The following is a 16,155-nucleotide window of genomic DNA, read 5'->3' as shown; positions in this document are numbered from 1 at the left end:
ATGTCAACGCCTGCAACACTCCCTCGTCCCGATGAATCCGACCTACCCGAGATCTACAGCTCGGTCGAATCCGAGGTGCGTAGCTACTGCCGCGGCTGGCCGACCACCATGGCTGTCGCCCAGGGCTCCTGGCTGACCGACGCCTCGGGCAATCGGTACCTCGACTTCTTCGCGGGTGCCGGCGCGCTGAATTACGGCCACAACAACCCCGAGCTCAAGCGCCCGCTGATCGACTATCTGGCCAACGACATGATCGTGCACTCGCTCGACATGGCGACATCGGCCAAGACCGAGTTCCTGCAGAACTTCGAACAACTGATCCTCAAGCCACGCGGTCTCGACTACAAGGTGCAGTTCCCCGGCCCGACCGGCGCGAACTCCGTCGAGTCGGCGCTCAAACTCGCCCGCAAGGTGACCGGTCGCGAATCGATCATCAACTTCACGAACGCATTTCATGGCATGACCCTGGGCGCGCTCTCGGTGACGGGCAATTCGATGAAGCGGGCCGGGGCGGGCATCCCACTGGTGCACGCGACCCCGATGCCGTACGACAACTACTTCGGCGGCGCCACCGAGGACTTCCAGTGGTTCGAGCGGGTGCTCGACGACTCGGGTGGCGGACTCAACCGCCCCGCCGCGGTGATCGTCGAGACCGTGCAGGGAGAGGGTGGTCTCAACGTCGCCCGGATGGAGTGGTTGCAAGCGCTCGCCGAATTGTGCAGTCGGCGTGAGATTCTGCTCATCGTCGACGACGTGCAGATGGGCTGTGGGCGAACCGGCCGATTCTTCAGTTTCGAGGAGGCGGGCATCGTTCCCGATATCGTCACGCTGTCCAAGTCGATCAGCGGATACGGGCTGCCGATGGCGCTGACGCTCTTCCGCAGAGAGCTCGACGTGTGGGCGCCCGGTGAGCACAACGGCACCTTCCGCGGCCACAATCCGGCGTTCGTCACGGCCGCCAAAGCTCTCGAAATCTTCTGGCAGACCGAGACGTTCGCCGATGACACCATCGCCAAGGGGCAGCAGGTGCGGGCACGGCTGGAGGAAATCGCCGCGCGGTATCCGGGCATCACCGCGCGAGGACGCGGCATGGCCCAAGGCCTCAAGTTCGACGATGAACCGATGGCGACGGCCGTATGCCGTGCCGCGTTCGATCGTGGGGTACTCATGGAAACCAGCGGCCCGTCGGACGAGGTAGTCAAGCTGCTTCCGCCGCTGACCACTTCCGAGGCGGATCTCGACGCCGGCATTGACATACTGGCCGAATCGATCGCCGCGACGCTGTCCTGACCGCCGTCATCGCAACCCGAAAGGAGCACGACCGTGATCGTGCGCACCACTGACGAGATCACCGGCACCGAACGCGATGTGTCGGCGAAGGATTGGAGATCCAAACGCATCGTCCTGGCCGGCGACGGTGTCGGTTTCTCGTTTCACGAGACCACCATCAACGCGAACTCCGTCAGCGAGTTCCACTACCGCCACCACGTCGAGGCGGTCTGGGTCGTGGAGGGCTCCGGCACGCTCACCAATCTGGAAACCGGTGAGCAGCATCCGCTGCGGCCGGGCACCATGTACCTGCTCGACGGCCACGAGCGTCATCGAGTCGCGTGCGACACCCAACTGCGGATGCTGTGTGTGTTCAATCCTCCGGTGACCGGCCAGGAAGTACACGACGAGACCGGTACCTACCCTCCGGCGGTGCAAGCCAGTTGAGCCACAACCGATTTCCCGACCGCGTGGACAGGTACCCCACCCGGCTCGAGAAACCGTCGGCGCCCATCCCGCGCGCCGAGCCCACGGTCTGGGGTGGCGAGCTGGACGGTCCGCTGGGCGAGGCCGACCTGAGAACGCTCGCTGCGAACGGCTACCTGGTACGCCGGTCGGCGGTCGGCGACAACTGGTTGTCGTCGCTCCGCGACGAGTTGAATCACATTGGTTCTCAAGCCGATCCTGCGGACCCGCGGATCATCCGCGAGCCCGGCGGCAGCATCCGGTCGGTGTTCCAGCCGCACTTGTTCAGCGACGTGATCGCCGAGGTCATAACGCTCGACTCCGTGCTGCCCGTAGCCCGCCAGATACTCGGCAGTGACGTCTACCTGCACCAGGCGCGAGTCAACTTGATGCCGGGATTCACCGGGACCGGCTTCTACTGGCATTCCGACTTCGAGACCTGGCATGCCGAGGACGGGATGCCGATGATGCGGGCCGTCTCCTGCTCGATCTCGTTGACCGAGAACTTCCCCTACAACGGTTCGCTGATGGTGATGCCGGGATCGCATCAGGTCTTCTACCCGTGCGTGGGCACCACACCGCCCGACAACCACACCTCATCGCTGGTCAAACAGGAGATCGGGGTGCCGAGCCAGGCCACGCTCACCGAGGCCGCCGCACGCTTCGGCATCGACCAGGTCACCGGACCCGCCGGCACGGCCCTGTGGTTCGACTCGAACCTGATGCACGGGTCGGGTTCCAACATCACGCCGTTCCCCCGATCGAACGTCTTCCTGGTGTTCAACTCGATCGAGAACCGACTCGAGGCGCCCTTCCAGGCCGAAACACCGCGACCCGAGTACTTGGCCGCCAGAGACGGCCAACCGTTCAGCACCCCGTCGCTCGTGCAGTGACCCTCGTGCGCTGCTCTCCGCGATACGGTGGAAAGACAGCGAATCTCACGAGCGAAGGGTGGCCGATGAGGTCGATCTCCTTGTCCGCGCGACGATTGATCCTTGCCGGCGGGTTCACGGTCGCGGCGATGGCGCCGATGCTCGGGGTGGTCGTGTCCGTGCCGGCAGTCCCGCCTGCCCACGTCGCCAACTGCCCGACCGGCGAGGATGAGGACCTCTACGCCGGACAGTGTGTTCCGTATCTGGTGCCGAACTCGCCTGCGGGCGCGACTGCTCCGGCCAATTCCGCGTGTCCGCCGGGAGTGAGCGGTACCGAATGCGGCGGCTCGACGGGCAATCTGGTGCCATCGCACTCGCCGCCTCCGCCGTCGCCCGAATTACAGGAACTGGAAGACGTCGTCACACCGGGCTACTGACGCCGCCAGCTTACTCATCGCTCGCGTTTGCTGCTCGGGGATGCGGTCGCCCGAGCAGTCACGGACACGAGCCCCCGAATTACATACCTCTACCCTTGGTCGGGCGTCCGCTTCGCAAAGTGGATAGCGGAATGGGCTTCGCCACGCCGCTCTGGACGCGCGATGCCGAGGATTTACAACGATGCGGGGATCGCATGTGGACCGGTGCCGGAATGCGGTAAGTTCCGCGGTTTGCGGCTATCACCGGTGGTCACTGCGTTTGGCACGCAGGTACCGGTGATGCGGCGAACTGGCACGCGTTAACTCGACGTCCGGGGATGCGCCTGTGCAGATCGAAAATTGGTGGGATCTCGCAATATGTGGGAGGTGCCGCGCCGTGGGTGGGCTTGAACTCCCCTCGGCGAGCTAATTTCGATCGAGAATTTTTCGGGTAGCTGGACACTGGTCCTGACGTAAGCGTAAGTTGCTGGCTGATTCGCCACAGCTATCCGGGGAGGGGCTCATGAAAGCCAGCGCCAAAACGTACATGACGACGGGAGTCGCACTTGTCGGTGCGGGGGTCATCGCCGCGAGCCCGATCGCGCCGGCGCCAGCGAACGTCGCCGAGGAGAGCCGGTCGCATGAGGTGAGGCTGATGGCGGCCGCCGAGCCCACGAACACCCAGCGCGAGATCGACGCTGCTCTTGCTTTGCTGGAAAGTTTCGAGCCGGGCGGGGTGCTGAACTCCTTCATCGGGGGCACGCTGGAAGCGTTCAGCCGACCGGGGCCGGTGCCCTACACCGCGGTTTCCGGCCCCCTCGACGGAGTCGGCCGCATCGGCCAGGGCATCGCCGCGTCCGGGTTGCGGCTCGGGGCCGCCACCCTCCTCAGCCCACTTCGCCTGGTCGAACTGGCCGCCGCCATCGTCGAGGGGAACGGCGCCGAAGGCTTTGCCAGCTTGGTGGAGAACATCGTCGACGCGCCGCTGTGGGTCGTCGACCCCGCGCTGTACGGACTGCGGGACGCGCTGCCTGCGCCACTCGGCGGACCGGACGGCATCATCGAGAACTTCCGTGACGAATTGTGGAAGGTCACCGAGGAGATCAACGCGGGACTGCAGGATCCGGGCGCGGCGTTGCAGGGCTTCATCGAGCGGACGATGAACGCGTTCCAGCGGCCCGGACCCGTCGCGTACACGCCGGTCAGCGGACCCATCGACGGGCTATCCCGGATCGCCGAGGGTGTCGTTGCGACCGCACTGCGGCTCGCGGCCGCCACCGTCCTCGCGCCGGTCGGCGTCGTTCAGGCGGCGGCCGCGCTCGCTCAGGGCGACACCGCAGAAGCGCTCGATCTGGTGGAGAACATCGTCGACGGGCCGTTGTGGGTGGCCGACCCGGCGCTCTATGGATTGCGCGATGCCCTGCCCGCGCCACTCGGCGGGCCGAACGCGTTCGTCGAGAACTTCCGCAACGGACTGTGGGGCGTCACCGAACAGATCAACGCCGCACTCCGCGGCGCCTTCGAACCGCAGACCCCTGCAGCGGACGAGGACGCGCTCATCGGAACCGAGGAGTTCGACGGCCCGTCGATCGACTCGTTGCCGGATCGACAAGCGCGCTTTGTGGGCCTGTCGGAGCAGCGACGGCAGCAGGAACCTGAACACGAAGAAGACGCTGGTCAGGATGAGGAGCTTCAGCAAGATGTTCAGCAGCCCGACACGACGGGCGCGACCGACGACCCGGTGTCGAAGGAACAGGAAGAACAGCCGCCAGCCCACAACGTGGTGAGGGAATCGCCGAACTTCTCACCGAATGCCGGTCAGTCGGGTGACAAAGACCCGACCGGTGGCGCGGCCGACGAGGTCGTGACGACCACCGAGCAGGTGGTGACCGCGCCGGCGACCGTCGCCACCGGCGACAACGCGCCGGCCGACAACGCGCCGGCCGACAAGGCCGAAGGTTCGGAGAAGGGGGACTCCGAAAGCGGCGACGAGTAACTGCGCCGCCTCGACAGCCCCGGAGCACGACCGCCCCGGGGCTGTCGGTCGTTTTGCCGAACTGACGCCAAACGGCGGTCGCGCTCAACTACTTTGGCTGTTGTGGAACCACCCCACAGCTACGTACGGGAGTCATCCGCCTCGGTGGTGCACCACAGTGACTACCTGAACCACCGCGATGACCACACGCTCTGCGGCATGGCGCTGGAGAGTCCGACGCCGCTGGGCCAGACGGTGGGAGCGGTCGCGAACTGCCCCGACTGTGAGGCGAAGCTGGCCGAGTATCACCTGACGTGGTGGCGAGATAAAGCGCGGGCAGTGGCAGCCGAGCTCGAGGAGCTACGCGTCAAGTACCGCGAGTTGATGGAGCGCAGCGGAGGCTCAGACAGCGAGACGGCTCGGCGGGCCGAGGCAGAGCCGCACGGGGATCCAGTTGTTGGACACGATGAAGCAGAGCCGGTGTCCTTGCTCGACCATGCGCGAGTTGAAGTCTTGAGTCTCTGTCGGCAATGCCGAGAAGAAGCCGTCCCCTACTGGCGTTTGAAGACCACGATGCAGGCGTTCAGCGACAAGCTGAGCGCCGACGAAAGAGTGCGTCTCGCCCAGGAGATCGGCGCTGACGGATCTCTTATCCGGTGGTGCACAACGGAAGTGGTGAACCTCGGCTGGGAGGTCAGCAACAGCCCCGTCCAGGGCGAACCAGAGGAGATGTGGGACGCTTGGACCCACGACTCGTACCAGACACCGAAGAAAACCAAGTGGCGACTGGGTCGGTCCCGGTCGCAGGACGCCAGTTGAGGCCGCGGCATTCACGCCCAGTCCACGCACCTCACGGCATCTGAGCCAACGCCTCCGTGATCGTTACGTCGCCGTTGTTGAACTCGATGGTGCGCCCGACCGTCGTGTCGTCGGCGAGGCAGGCGGCGGCGACCAGAGCCACGTCTTCGCGGGAAACCTCGCCGTCGGCGGCCTCGGGGCCGACGCCGATGCGCCCGGTGGCCGGTTCCAACGTCAGGCGGCCCGGCCCGAGAATCGTCCAGCGTAGCCGACTGGCCCTCAGATGCTCATCGGCAGCGGCCTTCGCCTCGGCGTAGGGAAAGAACGGATTATCTTTCGGCACACCGTGGTTCGGCCCGGCACCGAAGTAGGACACCATGACGAACCTGAGCACTCCGGCCTGCCCGGCGGCATCGATGACGCGGATGGCGGCGTCGCGGTCCACCGCATAAGTGCGCGCCGGGTTGCCGCCGCCGGCGCCCGCGGAGAACACGACCGCGTCATGCCCCGCAACGATCTCTGCCAGCGCGTCGGTGTCCAGGTGCTCGATGTCGGCGACCAGCGGATCGGCGCCCGTCGCCCGAACGTCGTCGGAGTGATCCGGGTTGCGAAACACCGAAGTCACCTCGTCGCCTCGGTCACTGAGGATTCCTGATAGCCGCAGGGCCACCTTGCCGTGGCCACCGATGATCAGAATGCGCGCCATCACTCCACGGTAGCCGCAAGACATATTCCTTGACAGGAATATGTTTGGGACGTACCTTCGGCAGCGTGCAGTCGACGATCTTCGGAGCTCTTGCCGAGCCGAGCCGCCTGAGAATCGTCGAATTGTTGCGCGCAGGACCGCTTTCGGTGGGCGAGATCGCCGAGACACTCGAGATTCGTCAACCGCAGGTGAGCAAACACCTCCGAGTGCTGGGTGATTCGGGGATAGTCGCCGGCCAAGCTCTGGCGCGGCAGCGGATCTATCACCTCGAGGCCGCACCGTTCGAGGAGATCGGTCGCTGGGCGGAGTCTTTCGTCCAGCTGTGGGAGTCGCGGCTCGACTCGTTGGGCAGCTACCTCGAGTCCATCACCGAGAGGACAGATGACCTGACCGACCACTGATCGCACCACCGACGAGACCGCTTCCACCGAGAACCCGAAGGACTCACCATGCTGATGCAAATGTTCAAGAAGACCAAGAACCTGGACCTCGAGCGCTCATACCGCGCCCCGATCGAAACGGTATGGCGGGCATGGACGGAGCCGGACATGCTGCGTCAGTGGTGGGGCCCCGAGAAGACCTTCGTGCCGGAATGCGAGATCGACCTGGTGGTGGGCGGCAAGGTCTACGTCGTCATGGAGGCCGGTGAGGCCATGGGCAAGTACCAGGGCACGCGCTGGCCGATGGCGGGCATCTTCACCCGCATCGAGGAACCGTCCCGGCTCAGCTACGACGCCCGTTCGTGGACCGAAGGCGAGGAAGGTGGCTCGACGATCCACCACACCAACGACGTCACGCTCACCGAACGCGACGGCATGACCGTCGTACATCTGCACGTCACGATCACCAACATCGGCCCGAAGGCCAAGATGGCCGCGTTCGGCATGAAGTGGGGCTACAAGGCGCAGCTGGACAAGCTGGAGAAGTACCTGTCGACACGGTGACAGCGTCCGCTCTGATGGTTCAACTACAGCGCACGATTAGCTCGCAAGAATAAATCGGTTGGATTTGGCCCAAGCCGGGCTCGCAGGCGGCGCAGCGGTGGTTTCATGCAAGTAGTGCAGCGCACGATGTAGGGGGATCTGCGGCATGCCACCGCCAAACGACGGTCGATCTTCGAGGTCGGTCGTCATCGTTGGCAGCCATCGAGTCGTGTACGCCGGCGTCGAGGCATGGTTGAACGACACCCATCCACCGATAAGGATCGCCGGCCATTTCGCCAGCCCAGCCGAGTTCGCGGCGGCGCACCGGGCTGCAGCTCCCAACCAGGTGGTGTTGTTTGACCTGCCTTGTGCTGGTGGCGAACTGGACCTGGATGCGCTTCGTCGGATCTGCGCTGCGGGTCACCGAGTTATTGTCTATACCTGTTCGGTAACCGACGACGTCTTGTCAGCCGCCCTGGATGCGGGCGCCGTCAGCTGCATCGCCAAGTCCGAACCCGAACACGTGCTCGCAGCGGCGATCTACGCCGCGCACAGCGACCGCCCACACGTCGTTCCGAGAATGGCGCAAGCGCTGCCCAACAACGGCCGCAGACCGCGGCCGCAACTGAGCCAACGAGAACAACAAGTCCTCGTCGCCTGGTTCCAGACCGACAACAAACATGCGGTCGCCGAGAAGCTGTACATCGAGGCCTCCACGGTGGCAACTCACCTACAACGGGTGCGGGCGAAGTATGCGGCGGTCGGCAGACCGGCACCGACCAAGGCGGCTCTGGTCGCCAGAGCGATCCAGGACGAGATCCTCAGCGTCGACGACCTGTGATGTTCGAGGTTGCGACAGGCCAGCGGTTCATCGTCGTGTCTCCCCGGCAAGCTAACCATAGGGAAACCCCCGATTCCTTTGGGCAAGAATCGCATTAGGTTCACAGCCGGCCGATCTGGCGATGGCAGCTGCTGTGCGGATGTCCACCGAACGAAGGCGCATGTCATCTGAACAGATGAACTAACCGAATTTCTGACAGTTAGCTGCATGACGGTTGCGTTAATACTTCCGAAGCCGTGGCCACCGGCCCTACACCGGAAAGAACCGCGGTGACCGGATCATTTTCGAAAGGGGCATGAGCATGATGAGGACAATCGCCGCAGGGGCGCTGGCAGTGGGCGGGTTGCTGACTTTCGCTGTGGGGGTGGCGCACGCGGACGAGGTTCAAGTGGAGGGTGGCTACGCGACGCTCGAGGCCTGTCAGGTAGACGGACCGAACGTCGAGATCACGCAGAACGACGCCAACTACGCGCATTGGGATTGCCGTCAGGACGGCGATGGCCTCTGGTACGTGTGGTTGAGCAGTTGATGTCCTCAACCCCGAAGAACAACATTCGCATCTCGATTCAGAGCATGGTTCCGGCGGGGCTCTAGGGGGGCATATGAACTCGGCAAAGGTGGCGTTGCGTGTTGGGGCTGTTGCCTTTTCGCTCGGTGTAGCGGGGTTGGTCGGCACCGGAGGGATGGGGCCGGCCGCTGCAGAGCCGAATGATTCAGGCCAGTCGTCCTCGAGTTCATCGTCTGGGACGACGAACTCTTCGTCTGGGACGACGAACTCTTCGTCTGGATCGACGAACTCTTCGTCGACCACAGGCAAGGATTCGGCCTCGTCTGGCAGTCCTTCCGGCTCGACCACCTCGGGTACGAAGCCGGCGACATCTTCGGGTGCGGGTACGTCGGCGACGAAGCCCGGGCCGGGTTCGTCGGTGACACGGCCCTCGCGGAGTTCGACCACCAAGCCCGCCCGAGATTCCGACGCCGAGCGGTCCGCCGCCCCGGGCCAGCAATCCGCAGCCGATTCGGCCAACGAGGCGGACGAAGCACCTGTCGCGTCCGTGCCGGCGACGACACCAGACGGCGATGAGGTCGGCAGCCCGTCGCCCAATCTGCCTGTGCCAGTGGATAATTCGGTCATCCCAGCTGCCCCGCCCGTGTCCGAGCCCTCCACAGAGCGGGAACCGAGGAAGCGTCGATCGGATCGACTGGAAACCAGCTCCTCGGTCACCGCGCCACAGAAGCCGACCGCGGGCGCAACCGGCGCCGCGGGCACCCACCAACCGGACAGCGACATCGGTGTCCGATCCCTCGCGCAAGTAAACCGCTCCGGCGCAACGGATATCGTGGTGGCACGCGATGACGCTGGGGTAGAAACCGTCACCAAACTGAACGTCGGCACGCTGGGCACGGAAACGTCGGTTCCGCTCTCGGCGAGCTCCGATGCGGACAACAAGAGCGCTGTCGTCGCACGATCGGGTGATCCGGCCCCATCGATAGACGTGGTGTCCAGCCTGCTGTCGGTGGTCGGCCTCGGCTTGCCGTTGGCCGCGACTGATGGCCCCGTCGCACCGCCTCCGACCGCAATACTGGTGGGCTCACTGGATTTGGTGCGCCGCGATCTGGAGCGGGCGTCCAAATACCAATTGGCCGGTGACGCGCAACAGATCACGACAACCGCGCTGCTCACCGATACTCAGGCGGACGAGTTGGTGCCCATCGTCTTGACCGCAGCGTCGGAATCTGATTCCGAACCGCCCTCATCTGCGGTACCCCTTGAGCTGACGGTGGAGCCCACATCGGCCGAACGGACCGCGGCGTTCCAAAAGGAGCAAGCCAACCGGATAGAGGCATTCACTGAAGCGCAGGCTGCTCGGACAGAAGCGTTCAACCAGCAGGTGGCCACGCAGTCTCCGCTGGAGGCGCTCCTCGGCAGCGCGGCGTTTGTGGTCTCCGAACTTGCCAACACCGCGGCGTTGGTGGTGACGGAATTCGTCAACTACATCTCATTTGCCGTCACAGAGTTCATCCACGAAATATCGGACTTGTTCACCGCCCCGGAGGTCTTCACCGGCCTGTACGGCGACCCGACAACGAATGCGCAGTACTGGCAAGCGCAGTCGTCCAAGAACTGCGTTTTGATGTCGACGGCCATGATCATCAACCAACTCAAACAAGCCCCGAACGAGCCCGACGAAGAGGACATCGTCAAGGAGGCGCAGGAAACCGACAGCGTTGCCAACCCGGGCAAGAAGATGTACCAGGGCCTACAGAGCCAAGACGGCGTCGATGTCAAAGATGCGCTCAAACTCCTGGATAACCACGGCATTTCGGCCACCCTCACGGAATATGACAAATCAGAGGGCAACCAGGCGCTGAGAGCCGTGGCATTCGCGCTGGAGGAGAAGAAGGCCGTGTCGGTCGGACTACACGGCGGAATCGTCTGGAATTCCGTCGATCCCGAGCATGTGCCCGAGGATATCCACCTCCCGGACCATCAGGTGGTCGTCACCGGGGTCGACTTCACCGAAAGAGTCGTCTACCTCAACGACAGCGGATTCGCCGAGCAGGGGAGAAACTTGAAGGTTCCGCTGGACGCCTTCATGAAGGCCTGGCAGGTCGACAACTACGAGACAATCATTGCGGAGCTCAAGGAGTCGAATACGTCGGCGTCGGAACCGGAATCGGCCAGCTTTACCGGTGCGGGCGTTCTTATCAACGTGGCATAGCGGACGGCACTCGACCAAAGGATCACATGAACGAAACTTGGAGCGCCGTCTACCGGCGTAGCGCCCTCGCCTTGTCGTCGGTCGCAGTCACGACGGCCCTGTGCTTGGGTGCCGTTCCGCACGCGTGGGCCGATCCGTACGACGACGGCGGCGACTCCTCGGAGGTCAGCGACGATTCCGGGTCCTCCGACCAGCCGGCCGATGAGCCGGGCGCGCCGGACCCGGGCGACCCGGCCGGCGACGACGCCCCGGGCGGTGGTGACGGGGATGAACCGGGCTCCGCCGGTGCGCCGGAGGAACCGGGCGATCAGGGCGACCCGGGCGACCCGGATTCGAGCGTTTCAGACCCGGCCGTCGACGCCGATACTGCCGAACCCGACATCGCCGAGGTGTCGCAAGACGATTTCGACGAGGCGCAGGGCGCCGACGCGGTGGATGTCGACTCGGCGGAAGCGTCGGAGTCCGAGGTCACCGAGCTCACCGAGTCTCTCGAGTCGGTGGTCAGCAGCACGACGACCAGCACCACGTCCTCGACGTGGAGCAGCCAGGTGACGCAATGGAATTCGTCGTGGACCACTTACGACAACTGGTACCGGCCGGTGTTCACCAATCCGTACAGCTCGCCGCTGCAGCTCGTTTACTCGTACGACAACGCCACCCGCGTCTTCGAGGTCCCGCCGATGCAGCGGGGGGTGCTGACCGCCCCGAACGCCGGTGTCTACAGCTTCACCGCGGTGAACAAGGACCCCTCGGGTAAGCCGGTGACGGTTTCGGCCGGGAGCTTCACCGGTGGCGGGTACCAGCCGGCCCCGGGTCAGCCGCCACCCGTAAAGCCCAAGCAGCCCACGGCCTTTGAGAATGTGCTCGTGCAACTCAAGTACAACGACGGAGTGTCGAAGCCGTTCCGCGTAAAAACGCTGGCCGATCTCGGCGACGATCCGTCGGTCGGTGGTCACCGCGTCCTGCTCGACGGCGAGACTCCCGCATGGGGTACGTGGACCAAGACCGCAGGCGGCGAGCGCTTGTTCGAGGTCACCAGCACCCAGCAACTGCCCGGACTGAGCCAGCCGTCGCAAAGTCCGCTGCCGGGCTATCAGGTGCAACTGACCAGCAACGCGGCGGCGCCGGCCGAGAACACGTGGGTCAAACCGTTGGTGATCGTCGCCGCCATCGCCGGAGTCCTGGCGATCGGCGCGGTTGTGTTCGTCGTCCTGTCGCGCCGGCGACGGCAGACGACGCCGTAGAGCTGACCCTGGTGCCCCCAGTCGGACTCGAACCGACACTGCGCGCATCTTGAGACCGGACGCGCCGCTCATGCCCTACATGGATAGCCATGGAGCAGTGCTAACCAGCGACGTCATCCGTGGATAGAGGATCGCTGTACCAAGCCAGCGCGCAACAAAGCGGCGTAGTGCGACTTCATCGCGTTGCCGCTGCCCAGGATCGGTCAGGAGGGACTGCACTGTGCGCAAAGTCATTTCGGCGAGTTCAGCGAGCGCGGTGGTGTCGAAGCCGTGAAGCTCCCAATCGACGTCGAGGCGGTGAAAGACCGATAAGCAAAAAGCAATTGCCGTGTCGGAGGTCAGCGAGGTGACGGCTTCGCCTTCATGCCGCCGGGTCAGCAGGCTCTCCAGTTGCGGATCACCGGAGAGGTTCTGGACTCCGAACGACACGCTTTCGACGACTGCAATGACCGGGTCCTTGACACCGCTGGCGTGATCGACGACCTGGTCGATGAACCCGTTGACCGCACGCATCGAGCTGGCGATGAGCAGCGCGTCAGCATTAGGGAAGTAGCGGTACACCGTCTGACGAGTGACACCGAGCCGGCGGGCGACGTCGGCAAGGCGTATCCCCGATCCACGCTCGGCGACCTCTTCATCTACCGCGTCGAGAATGCGGGCGATGGCTTCCTCGTCCGAGGCGGGCATAGATCCCGCCCAGCCACGACTACGCATCCGCCGCCACAAGGCTTTCGCTGGTGAGTTCGATCGGAAGAGTTGTCGGACCAGTCATTCCCAGTAGGGATTTCCACGGTGCCGGACCAACGCGATGGGGCGCGTTCAGGCGGCGGGTGAGGACTGTGAGCGCTTCCGCCAGTTCGCGGCGTGCAAGGTTCGCCCCGAGGCAGTAGTGCGCGCCACCGCCGAAGGTCAGAATTGCGGGGACGTCCTTGCGCGCGATGTCGAAGCGGTCGGCATCGCGATAGATCGCTGGATCTCGATTGGCTGCAAAGGTGTTCGCGAATACGAAGGTTCCTGCCGGGAACACGTAGCCACCGAACTCGACATCCTCGACAGCGGCTCGCGGCACGATTGAGGCCGCGGGTGAGTGGCGCATGCTCTCCTCAACCGCCTGCATGGCAAGTTCTGGGTGGTCGCGCAGCTTCACCCATTGGTCTGGATGCTCGCAGAGCACCTGAACCGACGCGGCTAGTTGGTTCCGCGTCGTATCCGTTCCGGCCATCAGGAAGCCGGCCACCAGCATGCGAAGTTCGTCGAGATTGAGACGGTCGCCGTCGCTTTCGGCGCGTATGAGTTCGGAGAGCAGATCATCGGTCAGATTGGTTCGGCGGGCGGCGACCATATCGTCGACGTACGCGTCGAGTTCACTCCAGGCGCGCATGATCGCAGCTTCATCGAAGTTGGCATCTGGCTGAAAGTTGAGGGCTTTGAAGACCTCCTCAGTCCAGTCCGCGAACAGTTGCCAATCTTCGCGAGGCGCACCCAGCAGCGCGCACATGATCGGGGTTGGGTAGGGCCGTGCGATGTCGGTCACGACATCGCACCGTCCGGCGTCCACCACGCGATCGATCAGCCCGTTCACCACTTCCTGGATCGTGTCTTGAAGGCGTGATGTCGCGCGGGGGGTGAACGCCTTGGAAACCAGTTTGCGCAAGCGAATATGTGGCGCGCCGTCCAGGCCCAGAAGGCTGTTCGCCATCTTGTCGTACAGCGGGCCTGACGTTATGCCCTGTGCCGCCAGAGTGATACCGGGCGGAAGGCGGAATCTGTTGTCGCGCAATATGTCGCGAGCCAATTCGTAGGACAGGACCTCCGGACCGAAGGGCCCGATGGCGATGGGCGCGCGCGATTGCGCCTTTCGGAGATCCTCGATGATGTCGTGCGGACTGGCGGTCAGGCTGTAATCGAACGTGGGTAAACCGGCGTCGAAGACGCTGGGGGCTGTGCTGCGCGCGTTCATCGATGTCTCAACTTCCGATAGAGCCCAGACAGGGATCGGGTACGGACATATTTCTCAGAAGTGTATGACCACGGGCCCAATGGCGTCAACACAATTTGGCTAGATCTGCTGTTCAGCGGAGGGGCTGCCGCGAGGGACCATACGTTCTGCTTTCCAATGTCCACACATGCTCCCAGATTCTCCGCTTTCATGTACCGCCCCTCGAGTCAGCGCGATAGCGGGGTCGGGTTGCTGGACCACGCGGCGCATGACCCTGCGCGTGGACGGCATGTGGACTCGGCGTCCCGGCTGGGCACCTGCTTCCATGGCCCTCATGGCCGCTTAGTAGGGCCTCGCCTGCAGATTTGCTTGGTGCCCCCAGTCGAACTCGAACCGACACTGTGCGGATTTGAGCCGCTTGCTGGGCTCTAAGTCCGGTGCGGTGCAGAGGTCAACCTGCAGAGCCCACATTCGTCAGCAGCACGGCGGCCTCGTTGTAGGGAAACGCTCGGTAGAGAAGCCGAGAGCGCGGTATGACGAGGGCCGCAGCCTCGGCCTTGCTCACAACCCGTGGGTTGGCGAGCGCAACAGTCCGTCCACGCTTGCGCAGCACCGTCGGTCCGCCAGCCAGCACGTTCTTCAACCAGTCCGTCTCTACGCCGTAGCCGACGAGGATGGCGTAGCCATCATGGGTCTTGAATACCAGAAGGGGCGTTCGATATCGCTTACCCGACCTCCGCCCGACGTGCTCGAGCGTCCCGAGGCTCGGAAGCCACGGTGTAATCGTGCGAGCCGCCGGATTGGTGACTCGCCTGTTGAACTCTGCGATTCGGCGAGGAACGCGCATTTACGGAGTCTAGGTATTGGTTGAAGTTCCTCGCTGACGCGGTGTGGATATAGCGAGCGGCGAACGCGGTGAGCACCCAATGCCAACTCCCCCAAAGACCGCCTCCACCTGCAACAGGTCCCGTGCCCCCCAGTCGGACTCGAACCGACACTGGGCGGATTTTAGAACGGGCGACAGGCCTCCGCGGCGCGGTCCAACTTCGTGACCCGTTTCGCACATATCCCCCGGACCAAGTTCACCGCGCGTGGCCGGCTGCGATTGACAGCAGCTCTGAACAACGCCCTTGGTTCTTCGCAGCGAAGTGCTCCTCCTGGTCGCCCACTTGCTAGCTCGGTGACGAGTGGCCAATCGGCGTAGACGTCGCGTAACGAAGGTCTAGCAAGCTAGCGGGCGCATTCAATACGGCGGGAGTTGTCAGTAGGCCGTGGAAAACTCGTCCTGTGCCAAAGGTCATCGACGATGCCGAAACAGATGCGGCGAACGCCTTGCGGTCATTGGCAACTCATCGCCACCGCAGCGCCGAGCACCGCCCGGGCACGGGACAACTTGCAGGGTTGCTCGGTGTCAAGAGCTGGGTCGAGCAACTTTGTGTGCCTCCTCGGGTCTGCTTGAGATTCGGCCGCGCCCGAGCACCGTCGGACGAGACCCTCGAACTAGCTGCCGTCGCACGAGGCTGTCACCCGTTCAGGAGAACGAATGGGTGAGAAGTTTGCACGGACACCCGTTCGTGTCGTCCTCTCAGACGGGGAGATTCGGTATGAAGTTCGAGCAACTGTCTACCTCGACGGCAAAAGGAAACGTCTCAGGCGACGGTTCAGAACGGTTTCTGAGGCCGAGGCATTCATAGCGGAAACGCCTGAACCAAACCGGGTGAGCCGCTGCAAGATCAGCGATGATCAGTACTACGAGGCGATTCGAAGGTCTCGTTCATTTGCCCGGCGCACTCAGGCTGTTAGGTGTCGTGCCAGAGGGCGGTGATTATCGCGTCCTTCAACGAGCGATCAAGCGACTCGCTCTCGATACGTCCCACTTCACGGGGCAGTCCTGGTCAAGAGGCGCGACGGTCTCTAACCGCATGCGACGGATAGAAGACTACCTATCGAATAGGTATCCAGTTCAGTCTCATCGATTGCGCCA

Annotated in this window: 16 protein-coding genes; 12 read left to right on the top strand and 4 right to left on the bottom strand. The window is 63.9% G+C overall.

Going from position 1 to position 16,155, the window contains the following annotated elements; genetic code table 11:
• The 6 genes from ectB to AU188_RS24570 all read left to right on the top strand — a co-directional run bounded on the left by ectB (position 1) and on the right by AU188_RS24570 (position 5,816).
• The gene (ectB, locus tag AU188_RS24595) at positions 1–1,290 is read left to right on the top strand and encodes a diaminobutyrate--2-oxoglutarate transaminase (RefSeq protein WP_059166075.1); all 1,290 of its coding nucleotides are present in this window, start codon (positions 1–3) and stop codon (positions 1,288–1,290) included.
• Between the two features lie 33 nt (positions 1,291–1,323).
• On the top strand, positions 1,324–1,716 hold the full coding sequence (locus AU188_RS24590; RefSeq protein ID WP_059098004.1) for an ectoine synthase: 393 nt from the start codon (positions 1,324–1,326) through the stop codon (positions 1,714–1,716).
• The gene (gene thpD / locus AU188_RS24585) at positions 1,713–2,627 is read left to right on the top strand and encodes an ectoine hydroxylase (protein ID WP_059166074.1); all 915 of its coding nucleotides are present in this window, start codon (positions 1,713–1,715) and stop codon (positions 2,625–2,627) included. Before AU188_RS24590 ends, thpD begins: the two co-directional genes overlap by 4 nt.
• A gap of 65 nt (positions 2,628–2,692) precedes the next feature.
• On the top strand, positions 2,693–3,043 hold the full coding sequence (locus tag AU188_RS24580; protein WP_082686779.1) for a hypothetical protein: 351 nt from the start codon (positions 2,693–2,695) through the stop codon (positions 3,041–3,043).
• Positions 3,044–3,545: 502 nt separating this feature from the next.
• A complete protein-coding gene (locus tag AU188_RS24575; protein WP_059166072.1) occupies positions 3,546–5,018 on the top strand; it encodes a hypothetical protein in 1,473 nt (490 codons plus the stop codon).
• A gap of 102 nt (positions 5,019–5,120) precedes the next feature.
• Positions 5,121–5,816 (top strand): hypothetical protein, encoded by a 696-nt coding sequence (locus AU188_RS24570; RefSeq protein WP_286137663.1) that lies wholly within the window; start codon positions 5,121–5,123, stop codon positions 5,814–5,816.
• Positions 5,817–5,847: 31 nt separating this feature from the next.
• On the opposite strand, the gene AU188_RS24565 is transcribed toward AU188_RS24570, so the two are convergent.
• On the bottom strand, positions 5,848–6,501 hold the full coding sequence (locus AU188_RS24565; RefSeq protein ID WP_059166071.1) for an SDR family oxidoreductase: 654 nt from the start codon (positions 6,499–6,501) through the stop codon (positions 5,848–5,850).
• A gap of 65 nt (positions 6,502–6,566) precedes the next feature.
• Here AU188_RS24565 and AU188_RS24560 point away from each other — a divergent pair, with 65 nt between their 5' ends.
• The 6 genes from AU188_RS24560 to AU188_RS24535 all read left to right on the top strand — a co-directional run bounded on the left by AU188_RS24560 (position 6,567) and on the right by AU188_RS24535 (position 12,232).
• Positions 6,567–6,902 carry an ArsR/SmtB family transcription factor gene (locus AU188_RS24560; RefSeq protein WP_059166070.1) on the top strand — a complete coding sequence of 112 codons (336 nt, stop codon included), beginning with the start codon at positions 6,567–6,569 and terminating at the stop codon, positions 6,900–6,902.
• A gap of 48 nt (positions 6,903–6,950) precedes the next feature.
• Positions 6,951–7,445, top strand: coding sequence for an SRPBCC family protein (locus AU188_RS24555; protein ID WP_059166069.1), 495 nt, complete (start codon positions 6,951–6,953; stop codon positions 7,443–7,445).
• Between the two features lie 442 nt (positions 7,446–7,887).
• Positions 7,888–8,265: a LuxR C-terminal-related transcriptional regulator gene (locus tag AU188_RS26015; protein ID WP_353612122.1), complete on the top strand. Its 378-nt coding sequence runs from the start codon at positions 7,888–7,890 to the stop codon at positions 8,263–8,265.
• Between the two features lie 301 nt (positions 8,266–8,566).
• Positions 8,567–8,794, top strand: coding sequence for a hypothetical protein (locus AU188_RS24545; RefSeq protein ID WP_059098010.1), 228 nt, complete (start codon positions 8,567–8,569; stop codon positions 8,792–8,794).
• A 526-nt stretch (positions 8,795–9,320) separates the two neighbouring features.
• A complete protein-coding gene (locus tag AU188_RS24540) occupies positions 9,321–10,988 on the top strand; it encodes a C39 family peptidase (RefSeq protein WP_156426808.1) in 1,668 nt (555 codons plus the stop codon).
• A 26-nt stretch (positions 10,989–11,014) separates the two neighbouring features.
• The gene (locus tag AU188_RS24535; RefSeq protein WP_059166066.1) at positions 11,015–12,232 is read left to right on the top strand and encodes a hypothetical protein; all 1,218 of its coding nucleotides are present in this window, start codon (positions 11,015–11,017) and stop codon (positions 12,230–12,232) included.
• Between the two features lie 75 nt (positions 12,233–12,307).
• On the opposite strand, the gene AU188_RS24530 is transcribed toward AU188_RS24535, so the two are convergent.
• The 3 genes from AU188_RS24530 to AU188_RS25150 all read right to left on the bottom strand — a co-directional run bounded on the left by AU188_RS24530 (position 12,308) and on the right by AU188_RS25150 (position 15,018).
• Positions 12,308–12,946 carry a TetR/AcrR family transcriptional regulator gene (locus AU188_RS24530; protein WP_059166065.1) on the bottom strand — a complete coding sequence of 213 codons (639 nt, stop codon included), beginning with the start codon at positions 12,944–12,946 and terminating at the stop codon, positions 12,308–12,310.
• Positions 12,939–14,192: a cytochrome P450 gene (locus tag AU188_RS24525; protein ID WP_059166064.1), complete on the bottom strand. Its 1,254-nt coding sequence runs from the start codon at positions 14,190–14,192 to the stop codon at positions 12,939–12,941. The genes AU188_RS24530 and AU188_RS24525 overlap by 8 nt, the downstream gene beginning before the upstream one ends.
• Before the next feature lie 430 nt (positions 14,193–14,622).
• Positions 14,623–15,018 carry a nitroreductase family deazaflavin-dependent oxidoreductase gene (locus AU188_RS25150; RefSeq protein ID WP_082686778.1) on the bottom strand — a complete coding sequence of 132 codons (396 nt, stop codon included), beginning with the start codon at positions 15,016–15,018 and terminating at the stop codon, positions 14,623–14,625.
• Positions 15,019–16,155: the final 1,137 nt, after the last annotated feature.

Origin of the sequence: Mycobacterium sp. IS-3022 (assembly GCF_001500065.1) — a bacterium.
GTDB lineage: Bacteria > Actinomycetota > Actinomycetes > Mycobacteriales > Mycobacteriaceae > Mycobacterium.
Note: the sequence above shows the minus strand (reverse complement) of the source record. Positions and strands in the feature narration are given on the sequence as shown.